This window comes from Clostridium sp. TF11-13AC, from assembly GCF_003481065.1.
Lineage (GTDB): Bacteria > Bacillota > Clostridia > Lachnospirales > Lachnospiraceae > Otoolea > Otoolea fessa.
Map to the genome: position 1 here is coordinate 1 of NZ_QUKJ01000009.1, position 15,979 is coordinate 15,979.

At 54.1% G+C, this 15,979-nt stretch carries 13 protein-coding genes and 2 pseudogenes; 14 read left to right on the forward strand and 1 reads right to left on the reverse strand.

Annotation, left to right across the window (positions count from 1 at the left end; translation table 11 throughout):
- Nucleotides 1–45: 45 nt before the first annotated feature.
- The 14 genes and pseudogenes from DXD12_RS13810 to DXD12_RS13870 form a co-directional block, all read left to right on the forward strand.
- Nucleotides 46–129 (forward strand): annotated as a pseudogene (locus DXD12_RS13810) (Maff2 family protein); the annotation flags it as partial.
- 19 nt (nucleotides 130–148) lie between these two features.
- A complete protein-coding gene (locus DXD12_RS13815) occupies nucleotides 149–1,018 on the forward strand; it encodes a VirB6/TrbL-like conjugal transfer protein, CD1112 family (RefSeq protein WP_002584320.1) in 870 nt (289 codons plus the stop codon).
- A 177-nt stretch (nucleotides 1,019–1,195) separates the two neighbouring features.
- Nucleotides 1,196–1,597, forward strand: coding sequence for a PrgI family protein (locus tag DXD12_RS13820; protein ID WP_009447135.1), 402 nt, complete (start codon nucleotides 1,196–1,198; stop codon nucleotides 1,595–1,597).
- Nucleotides 1,548–3,986 (forward strand): VirB4-like conjugal transfer ATPase, CD1110 family, encoded by a 2,439-nt coding sequence (locus DXD12_RS13825; RefSeq protein ID WP_055214168.1) that lies wholly within the window; start codon nucleotides 1,548–1,550, stop codon nucleotides 3,984–3,986. The genes DXD12_RS13820 and DXD12_RS13825 overlap by 50 nt, the downstream gene beginning before the upstream one ends.
- Complete coding sequence (locus DXD12_RS13830) at nucleotides 3,983–4,942, forward strand: site-specific DNA-methyltransferase (RefSeq protein WP_055214170.1); 960 nt, start codon at nucleotides 3,983–3,985, stop codon at nucleotides 4,940–4,942. The genes DXD12_RS13825 and DXD12_RS13830 overlap by 4 nt, the downstream gene beginning before the upstream one ends.
- A 35-nt stretch (nucleotides 4,943–4,977) precedes the next feature.
- A complete protein-coding gene (locus DXD12_RS13835) occupies nucleotides 4,978–7,047 on the forward strand; it encodes a CHAP domain-containing protein (protein ID WP_055214172.1) in 2,070 nt (689 codons plus the stop codon).
- Between the two features lie 38 nt (nucleotides 7,048–7,085).
- Complete coding sequence (locus DXD12_RS13840) at nucleotides 7,086–7,364, forward strand: DUF4315 family protein (protein WP_009003586.1); 279 nt, start codon at nucleotides 7,086–7,088, stop codon at nucleotides 7,362–7,364.
- Nucleotides 7,357–8,073, forward strand: coding sequence for a DUF4366 domain-containing protein (locus DXD12_RS13845; RefSeq protein ID WP_055214174.1), 717 nt, complete (start codon nucleotides 7,357–7,359; stop codon nucleotides 8,071–8,073). The genes DXD12_RS13840 and DXD12_RS13845 overlap by 8 nt, the downstream gene beginning before the upstream one ends.
- Nucleotides 8,070–8,258 (forward strand): annotated as a pseudogene (locus tag DXD12_RS15695) (hypothetical protein). Before DXD12_RS13845 ends, DXD12_RS15695 begins: the two are co-directional and overlap by 4 nt.
- Nucleotides 8,259–8,273: 15 nt before the next feature.
- Nucleotides 8,274–10,364 carry a DNA topoisomerase 3 gene (locus DXD12_RS13850; protein WP_055214177.1) on the forward strand — a complete coding sequence of 697 codons (2,091 nt, stop codon included), beginning with the start codon at nucleotides 8,274–8,276 and terminating at the stop codon, nucleotides 10,362–10,364.
- A 239-nt stretch (nucleotides 10,365–10,603) separates the two neighbouring features.
- On the forward strand, nucleotides 10,604–13,978 hold the full coding sequence (locus DXD12_RS13855) for an antirestriction protein ArdA (protein ID WP_077746853.1): 3,375 nt from the start codon (nucleotides 10,604–10,606) through the stop codon (nucleotides 13,976–13,978).
- A gap of 3 nt (nucleotides 13,979–13,981) precedes the next feature.
- Entirely contained in the window at nucleotides 13,982–14,935 is a 954-nt protein-coding gene (locus DXD12_RS13860) for a hypothetical protein (RefSeq protein ID WP_055214182.1), read from the forward strand.
- Nucleotides 14,936–14,937: 2 nt separating this feature from the next.
- Nucleotides 14,938–15,144: a transposon-transfer assisting family protein gene (locus DXD12_RS13865; protein WP_002569181.1), complete on the forward strand. Its 207-nt coding sequence runs from the start codon at nucleotides 14,938–14,940 to the stop codon at nucleotides 15,142–15,144.
- Entirely contained in the window at nucleotides 15,141–15,506 is a 366-nt protein-coding gene (locus tag DXD12_RS13870; RefSeq protein ID WP_002585089.1) for a cysteine-rich VLP domain-containing protein, read from the forward strand. Before DXD12_RS13865 ends, DXD12_RS13870 begins: the two co-directional genes overlap by 4 nt.
- A 177-nt stretch (nucleotides 15,507–15,683) precedes the next feature.
- Here the strand turns inward: DXD12_RS13870 and DXD12_RS13875 are convergent, their stop codons facing one another.
- Nucleotides 15,684–15,935 (reverse strand): helix-turn-helix domain-containing protein, encoded by a 252-nt coding sequence (locus DXD12_RS13875; protein ID WP_002585088.1) that lies wholly within the window; start codon nucleotides 15,933–15,935, stop codon nucleotides 15,684–15,686.
- Between the last annotated feature and the right edge of the window lie 44 nt (nucleotides 15,936–15,979).

A 15,979-nucleotide genomic window follows, 5' to 3' on the forward strand; every position in this document is an offset into this window, starting at 1 on the left:
TTGTACGCCGCCGCCCGCCATCGAGCAGAATTTTACACCTAATTGGGGATAAAACAGCTTATGGCGGGCGGCGGCGTTGCCCTTATCGGCATGACCCTTGTACCGCTGCTTTCCGGCTTGTTCGGTTAAGAAGCGCGGGTAAAGGCTTATGCAGAGCATACTTGACGCGATTAACGAATGGATAAAGGAAATCCTCATAGGAGCCATAAACGGTAATCTGTCAACTATGTTCGGGGACGTAAACGAAAAAGTCGGCACTATCGCCGCAGAGGTAGGGCAGACCCCGCAAGGGTGGAACGCAAATATATTCTCCATGATACAGACCCTTAGTGAGAATGTAATCGTACCCATTGCGGGGCTTGTCATTACCTACGTCCTATGCTATGAGCTTATCAGCATGGTAACGGAAAAGAACAATATGCACGACGTTGACACTTCCATGTTCTTCAAGTGGGTGTTCAAGGCGTTTGTGGCAGTCTACCTTGTGACGCACACCTTTGACATCACTATGGCGGTGTTCGATATGGCGCAGCACGTTGTTTCCGGCGCGGCGGGGGTAATCGGCGGCAGCACAGAGATTGATGTTGCCGCCGCCCTTGCTTCCATGCAAAGCGGGCTTGACGCTATGGAAATCCCCGAACTGCTCTTACTTGTCATGGAAACAAGCCTTGTGAGCTTGTGCATGAAAATCATGTCCGTACTGATAACCGTTATCCTCTACGGGCGTATGATAGAAATTTACCTTTACTGTTCGGTATCGCCTATCCCGTTTGCAACTATGACGAACCGGGAATGGGGGCAGATAGGAAACAACTACCTAAAATCCCTGTTCGCTATCGGTTTTCAAGGCTTCCTCATTATGATATGCGTCGGCATTTACGCCGTACTGGTAAACAACATGATAATAGCGGACAACCTGCACAGCGCGATATTCTCCCTTGCAGCCTATACCGTTATCCTCTGTTTCTCCCTGTTCAAATCCGGCGCACTGGCGAAGTCGATTTTTTCCGCGCATTAGCGGCGTGTCAAGGGCAGGGTGGAGATTTTCAGAGCGAAGCGGCGAAAATACGACCCGACCTTGACGCGGATAACCCCCATATAATACGGGCGGGCAAAGGGCATAGATTGACCTTTGCCTTGATTACCCTTATGGAAAATTACAGCAACACCAAACCCAGAGAAAGGAGGTTTTCACTTGGCGTATGTACCCGTACCCAAAGACTTATCCAAAGTCAAGACAAAAGTAGCGTTCAACCTTACCAAACGGCAGATTGTATGTTTTGCGGCGGCTCTCCTGTTCGGCTTGCCGCTTTTCTTTCTGCTCAAAGACAGCACAGGCACAAGCCTTGCGTCTATGGCTATGATTGCCGTCATGCTGCCCTGTTTCCTGTTCGCCATGTATGAAAAGCATGGACAGCCCCTTGAAGTGGTGGTGAAGAACATCATACGGACGAAATTCATAGCCCCCAAAGAACGACCATACAGGACAGACAACTTTTATTCCGTCTTAGAACGGCAGAGAAAACTTGAAAAGGAGGTATCAGCGATTGCAAAAGGAAACACGAAGAAACAGCGCGGCGGGAAGCGCAAAGCCTAACCCGCCCCGCAAGCTCACCCGCGCCGAGAAAAAGCAGATTGCGGAAATCATCAGACAGGCAAAGGGCGACGGGAAAGCCCACACCGCACAGCAGACAATCCCCTATATCCAGATGTACCCGGACGGTATCTGCAAGGTTACGGGACGGAAATACTCAAAGACCGTCGCCTTTGAAGATATTAACTATCAGCTTGCACAGGCAGACGACAAGACCGCCATTTTTGAGAACTGGTGCGACTTCCTCAACTACTTTGACGCTTCCGTTTCGGTGCAGCTCTCTTTCATCAATCAGGGGACGCAGCAGGGCGAAGCGGAAAAGGTGGTCAATATCCCGGCACAGGAGGACGCTTTCAATTCTATCCGCACAGAATACCGGGATATGCTGAAAAACCAGCTTGCAAAGGGCAACAACGGGCTTGTCAAAGCAAAATATATCACCTTTGCCATTGAAGCCGACAGTCTGGGCGCGGCGAAATCCCGCCTTGCCCGTATCGAAACGGACGTGCTGAACAACTTTAAGCTCTTGGGCGTGTCTGCCCGCCCCATGACAGGCTATGAACGCCTTAAAATGCTGCATGGCATTTTCCACCCGGAGGGCGGGCAGTTTTCCTTTGATTTTTCATGGCTTGCCCCGTCCGGGCTTTCCACAAAGGACTTTATCGCCCCGTCCTCTTTCCGTTTTGGCGAGGGGCGGTATTTCCGCATGGGGCGCAAAATCGGCGCGGTTTCATTCCTTGAAATCCTTGCGCCGGAATTAAACGACCGTATCTTATCCGACATTCTGGACTTGGAAACGGGCGTTATCGTCAATCTGCATATCCACAGTATCGACCAGACCGAAGCCATAAAGACAATCAAGCGGAAAATCACCGACCTTGACAAAATGAAAATCGAGGAACAAAAGAAAGCGGTACGCAGCGGCTATGACATGGATATTATCCCGTCCGACCTTGCCACGTTTGGCAGCGAAGCGAAAAACCTCTTACAGGACTTGCAGAGCCGGAATGAAAGAATGTTCCTCTTGACGTTCCTTGTGGTGAACATGGCAGACACAAAAAGGAAACTGGAAAATGACGTATTCGCGGCGGCGGGCATTGCACAGAAGAACAACTGCGCCTTAACCCGCCTTGACTACCAACAGGAAGCGGGGCTTATGTCCTCTGTACCGCTTGGGGAGAACCTTATCCCCATTCAAAGAGGGCTTACCACGTCAAGCACCGCTATCTTTATCCCCTTTATCACGCAGGAGCTTTTTCAGACGGGCGCGGCTTTGTATTACGGCTTAAACGCCCTGTCTAACAACATGATACTCTGCGACCGCAAGCAGCTAAAGAACCCCAACGGCTTAATCTTGGGTACGCCGGGAAGCGGGAAATCCTTTGCAGCCAAACGGGAAATGACAAACGCTTTCCTAATTACCGACGACGACATAATTATCTGCGACCCGGAAGCAGAGTATTTTTCCCTTGTGCAGCGGCTTGACGGGCAAGTGATACGGTTATCGCCTACGGGCAAGGGCATTGACGGGAAGCCCCAGTATGTGAACCCTATGGATATTAACCTCAATTACAGCGAGGACGACAGCCCCCTTGCGCTGAAATCCGACTTTATCCTCTCCCTCTGCGAGCTTGTCATAGGCGGCAAGGAGGGCTTGCAGCCCGTCGATAAGACCGTCATTGACCGCGCTGTTAGGAACGTGTACCGCCCTTTCCTTGCAGACCCCGACCCGGAGAAAATGCCGATTTTGGGCGACCTCTACAACGAGCTTTTGAAGCAGCCGGAGCCGGAAGCGGCGCGTATTGCGGCGGCATTGGAGCTGTATGTTTCCGGGAGCCTTAACGTGTTTAACCACCGTACCAACGTAGAACTTTCTAACCGCCTTGTCTGCTTTGACATTAAACAGCTTGGGAAGCAGCTCAAAAAATTAGGTATGCTCATTGTGCAGGACCAGGTATGGAACCGCGTCACCGTCAACCGGGCAGAAAGGAAATCCACCCGGTATTTTATGGACGAATTTCATCTTCTCTTGAAAGAGGAACAGACCGCCGCCTATTCCGTTGAAATCTGGAAGCGTTTCAGAAAATGGGGCGGCATACCCACAGCCATTACGCAGAACGTCAAGGATTTGCTTGCTTCCCGCGAAGTGGAGAATATCTTTGAAAACTCTGATTTTGTCCTCATGCTCAATCAGGCGGCGGGCGACCGGGCTATCCTTGCAAAGCAGCTCAACATCTCCCCGCAGCAGATGAAATATGTCACCCACACCGAAGCGGGCGAGGGGCTTATCTTCTACGGAAACGTGGTGCTGCCCTTTGTAGACCGCTTCCCGAAAGACACCGAGCTTTACCGGGTAATGACGACGAAGCCGGAGGAAGTAGGCGAAGCATGAACGGGCTGAAAACTGACACCATCATCAACCGGGACGCGCTCTATGCCTTGCGGGAGCTTCCAGAGGAAAGCGTACACTGTTGCGTCACAAGCCCGCCCTACTATGCACTTAGGGATTATGGGCTTGATATGCAGATTGGGCGGGAGGACACGCCGGAGCAGTACATTGACAGGCTGACCGAGGTTTTCCGCGAGCTGCGCCGGGTACTGCGTTCTGACGGTACGCTCTGGCTGAATATCGCGGACACCTACTGCGGCACAGGGAACAAGGGCTACCATGCAGACCCGAAGAACCCGAAAGGCAGAAACGGACAGCAGATTGCAAGAAACAACCGCGTTTCCGGCTGCAAACAAAAGGACTTAATCGGTATCCCTTGGCTTTTAGCTTTTGCCCTACGCGCTGACGGGTGGTATTTACGGAGCGACATTATCTGGCAGAAAGAAAACCCCATGCCGGAGAGCGTGAAAGACCGCCCTACCCGCTGCTATGAACATATCTTTCTGCTTACGAAGTCAAAGAAATATTTCTATGACGCAGCCGCCATAGCCGAGCCGTTAGCCCCCACAACGGCGGCGCGGTACCGCACCGGGCGCAGCGCGGGACAGAAATATGCGGACGAAATACCCGGACAGGGGAAAGTACAGGGGCTTAACCGGGTACGAAGCGGCAGCTACTACGACGAAGCCCTCATGCCGACCATGCGGAACAGGCGGGACGTGTGGCTTATCAATACCGTTCCCTACAAGGGCGGGCATTTCGCCGCGTTCCCGCCAAAACTTGCCGAAACCTGTATCAAGGCGGGCTGTCCGAAAGGCGGCGTTGTGCTTGACCCCTTTTTCGGCAGCGGCACGACGGGGGCAGCCGCAAGGCAGCTTGACAGGCATTATATAGGCATTGAGATAAACGCCGAGTATTGCGCCCTTGCAAGGGCGCGGATTGGAGGGACAGAAAAATAAAACAGTATCGAGCGCGTGAGAAAGTCACGCAGAAAATGACCCGCGAGGGGGCTGTCGAGGTAAACGCCGCCACCGGGAAAAAGAAACGTATCAGCAAGCGGATAAGGGACGCGGACTTTGTAAAGACCGAAGCCCCGCAGCAGCCGGAACAGGCAGCGCAGACCATACCGGGCGGCGCAGCTTCCGCGCCCACAGCCGACGCACCGCCGCTTCCCCATGCGACGGGGGCAGAACGGGAACAGGACACCGCAGCAGCCGAGCGCGTCTTGGAGCGTATCGACGGGGCGCGTACCAGAAAGACAAGCAAAAAGGCGGCGAGGAAAGCACAGGCAGAAGCCACAGCAAAAGAAAAATCTTCCCGCTTGCAGTTTACCGACGAGGAACGGGCAACGCCGGAGCTTGAAAAATATATCCGAAAATCGGACAAAGCAGCCGACCGTCTGGACGCGGCAAAGGCGGCTATCCCCAAAGAAAAGAAACTTGTACGGGAGCGCACCTTTGATGAAGCCACCGGGAAAGGCAAGACCCGCCTACATTTTGAGGAACGGGAAAAGCCCATAGGAAAAAATAAGCCCCACAATAACCCGCTATCCCGCCCCGCACAGGAAGCGGGTATTTTCGTCCACAACAAGATACATTCCGTTGAAAAGGACAATTCCGGCGTTGAGGGGGCGCACAAATCCGAAGAACTGGCAGAGCGCGGCGCAAAGTACGGGGCGCGGAAAGTCAAGGAGGGCTACCGCAGCCACAAGCTCAAACCCTACCGGGCGGCGGCAAAGGCAGAGAAAACGGCGTTCAAGGCGAATGTGGATTTCCAGTACCACAAAGCCCTGCATGACAATCCGCAGATTGCGGGCAATCCCCTTTCCCGCTTCATGCAGAAGCAGCAAATCAAGCGGCAGTATGCAAAGGCGGCAAGGAAAGGCGGCGCAAAAACGGCGCAGAAAGCCGCAGAGAACACCCGCAAGGCGGCAAAAAAGACCGCCGAGGAAACAAAAAAGGCAATCGCTTTTGTAGGGCGGCACCCGGCGGGCGTATGTATCGCCGTTGCCGCGCTGCTCTTATTCATCATGGTATCGGCGGGGCTTTCCTCTTGCGGCTCCATGTTCTCCGGCTTGATGAACGGCATACTTGGGACTTCCTACACGTCGGAGGACAGCGACCTTGTGGCGACGGAAAATAATTACGCCGCAAAGGAAAACGAGCTTCAGCAGCAGATTGACAATATCGAAAGCACCCACCCCGGCTATGACGAATACCGCTATGACCTTGACAGTATCGGGCATAACCCCCATGAGTTAGCGTCCTACCTCACCGCACTTTTACAGACCTATACCCCGCAGAGCGCACAGGCAGAATTAAACCGCGTCTTTGCCATGCAGTACACCTTGACGCTGACGGAAGAAACGGAAATCCGCTACCGCACAGAAACAAGCACAGACCCGGAAACCGGGGAAACGACCACCGAGGAAGTACCCTACGAGTACCATATCCTCAACGTGAAGCTGACGAACAAGCCCATTTCCGAGATTGCGGAGGAACTTCTAACGCCACAGCAGCTTGAAATGTACCGCGTCTATCTGGAAACAAGCGGCAACAAACCGCTGATTTTCGGCGGCGGCTCCCCCGATATGGGCGCGTCCGAGGATTTAAGCGGCGTACAGCTTACAAACGGCACACGCCCCGGCAACACCGCCGTTGTAGACCTTGCGAAGCGGCAAGTCGGCAACGTGGGCGGGCGACCCTTTTGGAGCTGGTACGGATTTAACAGCCGCGTGGAATGGTGCGCCTGTTTTGTTTCATGGTGCTACAATCAAGCCGGGAAAAGCGAGCCGCGCTTTGCCGGGTGCCAGTCACAGGGCGTACCCTGGTTCCAGTCACGCGGGCAATGGGGCGCGAGGGGCTATGAGAATATCGCCCCCGGCGACGCTATCTTTTTCGACTGGGACGGGGACGGGAGCGCAGACCATGTGGGGCTTGTTATCGGGACGGACGGGGAGCGCGTCTATACCGTCGAGGGCAATTCCGGCGACGCCTGCAAGATAAAGAGCTACCCCGTCAATTATGGCTGTATCAAGGGCTACGGCTTAATGAATTGGAACTGACAACAAAAAAATGAAAATCTGAAAGGAGAAATTTATTGATGGCTATGAACAAAATTGAACGTATCGACAAGGAGATTGCAAAGACCCGCGAGAAAATCACCGAGTACCAGAATAAATTAAGGGGGCTTGAAGCGCAGAAAACCGAAGCGGAAAACCTGCAAATCGTACAGCTTGTGCGCTCCATGCGCCTTTCCCCGCATGAGCTTTCCGCTATGCTTTCCGGGGGCGGTATTCCGGGCATGGAAGCCGCGCCGGGCTACCCCGCAGAACCCGCAGACCATGACAACGAAGAAATGGAGGACACCGAGAATGAATAAGAAAATCCTTAGAACACTGACCGTACTTTGCGCCGCCCTTATGCTGACGGGCGGCTTTTCCGTCACCGCCTTTGCACAGACCCCGGAGGGCGAGGACGCTACTGACGACAGCGGCGTTATCTACGAGGAACCCCAAAAGGAAGAACCCCTTACCCCGGACGGGAACGCGACCCTTGTAGACGATTTCGGCGGCAACAAGCAGCTTATCACCGTAACGACCAAAAACGGCAATTACTTTTATATCCTCATTGACCGGGACGACGAGGGCGAGAATACTGTACATTTCCTTAATCAAGTAGACGAAGCCGACCTCTTAGCACTTATGGAGGACGGAAGCACCGAAGCAGCCCCGCCCGCCGTTTGCAGTTGCACCGGGAAATGCGAAGCCGGGAAAGTAAATGTGAGCTGCCCCGTCTGCAAGGACAACATGACCGCTTGCAGCGGCAAGGAAGCGGAGCCGGAAACCGAAGAACCGCCGGAGCAGCCCAAAGAAAAAGGCAATGCGGGCGGGCTTGTGCTTTTCCTTGTCGTGGCACTTCTTGGCGGCGGGGGCGCGTTCTATTATTTTAAGTTTATTAGACGCAAGCAGAACGTCAAGGGCGGCACCGACCTTGAAGATTTCGATTTTGACGATTACGACGAGGACGAGCCGGAGCCGGACGAGGGGGACGGGCTTTCTGATGAAGAACAGGAGGACGAGGAAGCATGACCCTGTTTACCGACAATCCCTTTGAAAAGATGATGATACAAAGACCGGGCGGGCGGCGTGACAATGCGCCGCCCGTTCCCCATTCCCCGGCTTGCGCTTCCTGTCCGTACAAAGGGTAGCTCCCTTGTGTGGGCTACTGTCTGAAACAGGTACAGGAGAAAAAGGCAATCGAGCCGGAACGCTGAAAGGAGGATTTTTTCATGGCACTTAGACTTGTGATTGCAGAAAAGCCGAGCGTGGCGCAGACTATCGCCGCCGCGCTTGGCATTAAGGAAAAGAAAGACGGATATATCGAGGGCGGCGGCTGCCTCATTTCATGGTGCGTCGGGCATTTGGTACAGCTTGCGGAAGCTGCCGCCTACGGGGAGCAATATAAAAAATGGAGTTTTGAGAGCTTACCCATTCTGCCGGAGGAATGGCGGTACGCCGTTGACCCGGACAAGGGGAAGCAATTCAAAACCCTAAAAGAGCTTATGCACCGCGCCGACGTTTCCGAAGTGGTAAATGCGTGTGACGCTGGGCGCGAGGGAGAATTGATTTTCCGCTTTGTCTACGAAGCGGCGGGCTGCAAGAAGCCCATGCGCCGCTTGTGGATTTCCTCAATGGAGGACGGGGCAATCAAGGCGGGCTTTGCTTCCCTCAAAGACGGGCGGGACTATGACGCGCTCTTTGCGTCTGCCCTCTGCCGCGCAAAGGCTGACTGGCTTATCGGCATTAACGCCACCCGGCTTTTCTCCTGCCTGTATGGAAAGACTTTGAACGTGGGGCGCGTCCAGACCCCGACCTTAAAAATGCTTACCGACCGGGACGCGGCTATTTCCCATTTCCAGAAAGAAAAATATTATCATGTGCGCCTTGATTTATCCGGCGCGGAAGCGGCAAGCGGGAGGATTTCCGACAAGGCAGAAGCCGACGCGCTGAAAGGGGCTTGCGAAACACAAACGGCGGTATGCGTTTCCCTCACCAGAGAGAAGAAAACCGCAGCCCCGCCGAAGCTCTTTGACCTTACCTCTTTGCAGCGGGAAGCGAACCGCATTTTCGGCTACACCGCGAAGCAGACCCTTGACCTTGCACAATCCCTTTATGAAAAGCGGCTCCTTACTTATCCGAGGACGGACAGCAGCTTTCTTACTGACGACATGGGCGGCACCGCAGCGGGCATTATCGCGCTGCTCTGCGAAAAGCTCCCCTTTATGGCGGGCGCGGACTTCACGCCGGAGGTTGCAAAGGTATTAGACAGTAAAAAAGTATCAGACCACCACGCAATCATTCCCACTATGGAGCTTGCAAAGGCTGACCCGGACGCGCTGCCGGAAAGCGAGAAAAATATCCTTACCCTTGCGGGGGCGCGTCTGCTCTCTGCCACCGCCGAGCCGCATATTTATGAAGCGGTTACGGCGGTTTTCTCATGCGCCGGGACAGACTTCACCGCAAAAGGAAAGACGGTGCTTTCGGACGGTTGGAAAGAGATTGAACGCAGATACCGGGCGACGCTGAAAGATAAGCCCGAAGCGGAGGACGGGAAAAATGCAGACGTGACGCTGCCGGAGCTTTCCGAGGGACAGGGCTTTCCTAACCCCGCCGCAAAAGTAACGGAGCATACCACAACGCCGCCGAAGCCCCACAGCGAAGCAAGCCTTTTGTCGGCTATGGAACGCGCCGGGAACGGGGACACCGACCCGGACGCGGAACGCCGGGGGCTTGGCACTCCCGCCACCCGCGCCGCCGTCATTGAAAAACTGGTAAAGGGCGGCTTTGCGGAGCGCAAGGGGAAGCAGCTTATCCCTACCAAAAACGGGAACAGCCTTATCTGTATTCTGCCGGATATGCTCACTTCCCCACAGCTTACCGCAGAATGGGAAAACAATCTGACGCAGATAGCAAAGGGAGCCGCAGACCCCGGCGAATTTCTGTCCGGCATTGAAGCTATGGCGCGGGAGCTTGTGCAGACACACGCCGCAGCACTGGACGAGAAAAAGGATTTGTTCCGGGAGGAAAAGCCCTCTGTCGGCAAATGCCCCCGTTGCGGTTCCCCCGTCCATGAGGGGAAGAAAAACTATTATTGCAGCAACAAAGAATGTGCCTTTGTCATGTGGAAGAACGACCGCTTTTTCGAGGAACGCAAGACCGCCTTTACCCCGAAGATTGCCGCCGCGCTCCTTAAATCCGGCAAGGCGAATGTGAAGAAGCTCTACTCCCCGAAAACAGGCAAGACCTACGACGGAACTATCGTTTTAGCCGATACTGGCGGGAAATACGTCAACTACCGTATCGAAGTGCAGAAGAACTAAAAACTTGAATAGCAAGCATAGGAAGCGGGTACCCACTTCCGTAAATCCCTGTCCTGCCGCTGACGCGCCGGACGGGGATTTTGCTTGTTGGGAAGTTTCCCAAACCCTCTTTTTGCGGGGGGCTTCACCCTCTGAAAATTTTCATAAATCTTTGGCAGAAATGCGGGTGTACCGTAGTAGGCTATGCAGCCAAAAAATGCAGCTTGTGACGCTGACGCAGAGAAAGGAGGTTTTCATTTATGGCAAGTTTACGGGACACCGTAAAGGACTATCAAGACGAGCTTAGGGACGGTATCGCATGGGTAGCGTTCTGGAAACAGGGGCGTTCATGGAACGCGGAATATTTTCATCTTGATATGGACGACACCCTCTACCCGGAGGACAGGAGCCGGTTAGAGGAAATCAAAAGCACCGACCCCGCCGCCGTTATCCTTAACGGCTACTATTGCGGGCATTTAGGCGGGGACATGAGCCTTGACGAGCTGACCGCCGGAGTGCGCTACCACTACGAAAACAGCATGAACGACATTGACGGCTTTATCGGGGCGCATGACGACAGGCTTCCCCCGGAGGTTATCGAGGAAGCGAGGGCAGCCGCCCATGAAGCGGGGCTACCCTTTTCCGAAAAGCCCTACCGGGACGGAGAGGATTTTAACCCCTATGTATTTGACGGTAGACAGAGCTACGAAGATTACGAGCTTATGCACCGCATGATGAACGAAGAAAGGAGCGAACAAATGGCAGAACCGATTTTAAGCGGCTATCTTTCCAATCTTGGGAAGTACACCGAGGGCAGACCCGCGGGCGAATGGGTGACGTTCCCCACGACTGCCGAACATCTGAAAGAAGTCTTTGACCGTATCGGGATTGACTTCAAGCATTACGAGGAATGGCATTTCACAGAATTTCAATCCCCTATCCCCGGCTTGGCGGAACATTTAAGCGAGTATTCCCACCCCGACGAGCTGAACTATTTAGGAAAGCTCTTGGAAATGCAGTTTGACGACGACCGGGAGAAATTCATTGCAGCCATTGAATACGGCGACCATGCCGACAGCTTACAGGACATCATCAACCTTGCACAGAACCTTGACTGCTACTGGCTTTATCCGTCCGTCCACAGTGAAGAAGAATACGGGCGTTATCTGGTTGACGAACTGGAAGAACCGGAGCTTCCCGAAGAAGCGAAAAAGTATTTCATGTATGAGGAATACGGGCGGGACGCTTCCATTAACGACGACGGTATGTTTACCGAAAAGGGCTATATCTACAACAACCGCAACACCTTTACAGAATGGTACGACGGGCGCGACGTGCCACAGGAATACCGGGTAACGCCGCAGCCCCCGCAGCGGTCACGCCCCGACCCGGAAAAGGTAGAAATGGACGCAGCCGCGCCGGGACAGAGAACCGCACAGACCGCAGAGCAGCCACAGGAGCCGCGCCCGGTTATCCCTATCGTGCTGACGAGCGAGAAGCCCGCCGAGAAATTAAAAGAGATTACCGACCGTCTGGAACAGGGTATTGCGGAACTCTTTGACAGCGAGCGTTACAAGGAATATCTGAAAGTCATGTCAAAATTCCATAATTACAGCTTCCGAAACACCGTCCTTATCGCCATGCAGAAGCCGGACGCTTCCCTTGTGGCGGGCTTTTCCGCTTGGAAGAACAACTTTGAGCGAAACGTGATGAAAGGGCAAAAGGGAATTAAAATCATTGCCCCGTCGCCCTATAAAATCAAACAGGAAATGCAGAAAATCGACCCGCACACGCAGAAGCCCATAATCGGCAAGGACGGAAAGCCCGTCACCGAGGAAAAGGAAATCACCATACCCGCCTACAAGGTGGTATCCGTCTTTGACGTTTCCCAGACCGAGGGAAAGGAGCTGCCGGACATTGCGGTTGACGAGCTGACAGGCGACGTTGACCGCTACAAGGATTTTTTCGCAGCCCTTGAAAAGACTTCCCCCGTTCCTATCGCTTTTGAGAATATCGAGGGCGGCTCTCATGGCTACTACCACTTGGAGGACAAGCGCATTGCTATCAACGAGGGCATGAGCGAATTACAGACCTTAAAGACCGCTATTCACGAAATCGCCCATGCGAAGCTGCACGACATTGACCTCAACGCGCCAAAGGACGAGCAGCAGCCCCACATTGACCGCCGCACCCGCGAAGTCGAAGCGGAAAGCGTCGCCTATACTGTCTGCCAACATTACGGGCTTGACACGTCGGACTACTCTTTCGGCTACGTCGCCGGGTGGAGCAGCGGACGGGAGCTGTCCGAGCTGAAAAGCTCCCTTGAAACGATACGCAGCGCAGCCGCCGAGATTATCAATTCAATAGACGAAAATCTTGCGGAGCTGCAAAAGGCACAGGACAAGGAGCAGACCGCCGGACAGGAGCAGCCCACCAGAGAGGAAAAGGCAGCCCCGAAAGAACAGCCGCAGCCGGAAACCCCGTCAAAGGCAGATACAGCCGGAAAAGAGAAGCCGGAGCCGGAAGCAGCCGCACCGGGAAAATCCGGCGCACAGGAAAAAGCGGGCACAGCCCCGAAAGAAGCCTTTACCCCGGAAACGATTTACAGAGTACGCCGGAACCCTTACAGCGACAGCCGGGATAACAGCTACCTCTTGCAAGCCTATGTGACACAGGAGAACGGGCGGGCGAAAATGGGCGACGTGCTTTATACGGGAACGCCGGAGAAATGCCGCGAGCTTATGGGGCAGCTCAAAAGCGGCGAGCTGACCGAGGGCGACATAAAGCAGCTTTACGCAAAGGCACAGGAAACGGCGCAGACCGCCGGACAGGACAAAGACACCTTTTCCATTTACCAGATAAAGGGCGGGGACGAAACAAGGGATTTCCGCTTTGAGCCTTACGACCGCCTGCAGGCGGCGGGAAATGTGGTTGACAGGGCGAACTATGAGCTTGTCTATTCCGCGCCCCTTGCGCCGGAAACTTCCCTTGAAGATATTTACACCCGCTTCAATATCGACCACCCCAAAGACTTTAAGGGACACAGCCTTTCCGTTTCGGACGTGGTAGTGCTTCATCAGGACGGACAGGACGCGGCGCATTTCGTTGACAGTATAGGTTTCCGGGAAGTGCCGGAGTTTTTACAGGAGCAAAAGCAGCTTACCCCGGACGACTTGGAAACGGGCGAAACTGTCAAAACACCGAGAGGGACTTTCCATGTAACCGCCATGAGCCGGGAGCAGATAGAAGCCGCCGGATATGGCTTTCACCACCAGTCGGACGACGGAAAGTATCTGATTATGGGGAACGGGACGCGGGCGTTTGCCGTTGCCGCAGAGCAGCCGGAAAAGGCAGACCCCTTGAAGCATATCGAGGACACCGTAGAGCAGAACGACAACAGCTTTGACGGTATCATCAACAACACCCCTACCGTTGACGAACTGGAAGCAAAGGTCAAGGCGGGAGAAACAATTTCCCTTGTTGACCTGGCTAACGCGGTCAAAGCCGACAAAGAGCGCGGCAAGGAAGCGAAGCCGGAAAAGAAGCCCTCTATCCGGGCGCAGCTTAGGGCTGACAAGGAAAAGGCGCAGAAGAAAAACGCAAAGCAGAAGTCACAGGACTTGGAAAGGAGCTGACCCATGCCGGAACAGAGCAGATTTGAAAACGTGGATTTGTTCGCTTCTCTTGAAGCGATATTGAAACAGAACACAGGATTTTTTCAGAGCGATTTTGACATTGACAAAGAGATTATCGCAAAGGCGGCGGCAAGCCCCCACAGGGAGGACAAGACCCTTTTGTGGTTCTGCCGCCCGTCCGGGACGCATTGCTTCCGGGAGCGCGACGTTTTCCTCAAAGATACCGCGCCCCACAACACATGGCGTTTCTACATGGAGCAGACAAGCGACCGCGTACTTGCCTATGCAATCGAGCTGACGGGCAAGGAGCGCGGGAAAATCAAGGGCAATCTGTACGAACTGGACTACGCTAAACATTATGAGCGTGTCAAGGAAAAGGAGCTGCCCGCCGATACGGTGAAGCTGATTTATGAGCATGGGGAAAGGGTACAGGAAGCCGGGAGATATTTTGACGGAACCCCAGACCCGCAGCTTGGGAAGTTTGAACGCTTTGAAGCCCTACCCAACGACCCGGATGCGTTGCAAGCTCTTTTACAGGAAGAACGGCGCAGCCGGGAGCAGCTTTCGCCGGGGGATTTCAAGGCGCATATCGCAACCTTGCGGGACGGGCTGATTGAAACGGAAGCGCGGCGCATTGTGCGGGAAATGAAGCGGCACGACACGCCGAACAGCCCGAACAAGACCCATTTCATGGCAGAGCTTTCCCCGGCGTTCATGCGGCTTGCGGCTACAAAGGACACTGACCGCCTTTTCTCCATGCTGCCCTACAAGACACTTTCCTTTTCCATAATCGAGGGCAGACATGGGACGTATGCGCTGATTGACAAGGGGGAGAACCGGGACAGGGAGATAAGGAAGCCCCGCCCCTCTATCCGGGCGCAGCTTAAAGCAGACAAGGCAAAGACCGCCCCGAAAAAGGCGGCGGCAAAAACAAAAAATCACGATATGGAGGTATGAGCATGATTAGACTGACTGTTGAAGAAACAAACCTTTTGAGCATTTACAACGAGGGCGGCAAGCGGGCTTTGATTGAGAATGTCAACGCCGCGCTGCCCTACATGGACGCGGATATGCGGGAGCTTGCAAAGCGCACCCTTTCCAAAGTGGACGCTTTGACCGAAGCGGAATTTGCAGAGCTTCCCATTTACGCCGCTGATGAAGTATGAACGGGGTTAAGCGGCTGACGCCGCCCCAGAGCCGGAAAGTCAACGCCCTTGTGCGCCGGACGTGCTGCAATTATGATAACGGGAACTGTATCTTACTGGACGACGGGGACGAGTGCGTATGTCCGCAGCTCATTTCCTATTCGCTTCTCTGCAAGTGGTTCCGGGTTGCGGTGCTTCCCGCCGACAGGCTGCTTTATGCGGAGCTTTACCAGACAGGGGATAAGAAGAAATGTACCGAGTGCGGCGCGTTCTTTGCGTCAACCTCTAACAGTGTCAAATACTGCCCCGTCTGCCGGAAACGTATCACCCGCAGACAAGCCGCCGAGCGCATGAGGAAAAGACGCGCCCCTGTTACGCAGTAGGCGCGGAAAATCCCTTGATTTACAGGGCTTTCCGGGCGTGAAAATCGGATAGGCGATACTTTATACCTTTACCCCCAAAAATGGCGTTCTACTGCGTAACATTCACGAAAACAGCACCCATAAAAAGACAGGGCGCGGAAGTCATATACTGGCTTCCGCGCCCTGTTCTTTTTTTGCCTATCTGACATTTCCCTTTTCCATTTCTTCAAGCGGGAACTGCGGGAGGGCTTCTATCAGCTTCTTTGTGATGGACTGGCGCATATCTTCGTTGATTTCCTGTTTCGTGCTTCCGTCCGGCTGTCTGACCGCTACCGTCGATAGCCTGTCGATTTCGTCCTTGTAGCACTCCACGACTTTCTCCACCGCCCATTTTTCCCCGGCAACGGCGGCGCGTATGGTTTCATATTCCGGCATTTTCTGGTTTTCCATGCTCAACGCTCCTCTGCTTTTTGATAGCCCTATCATAGCACAGC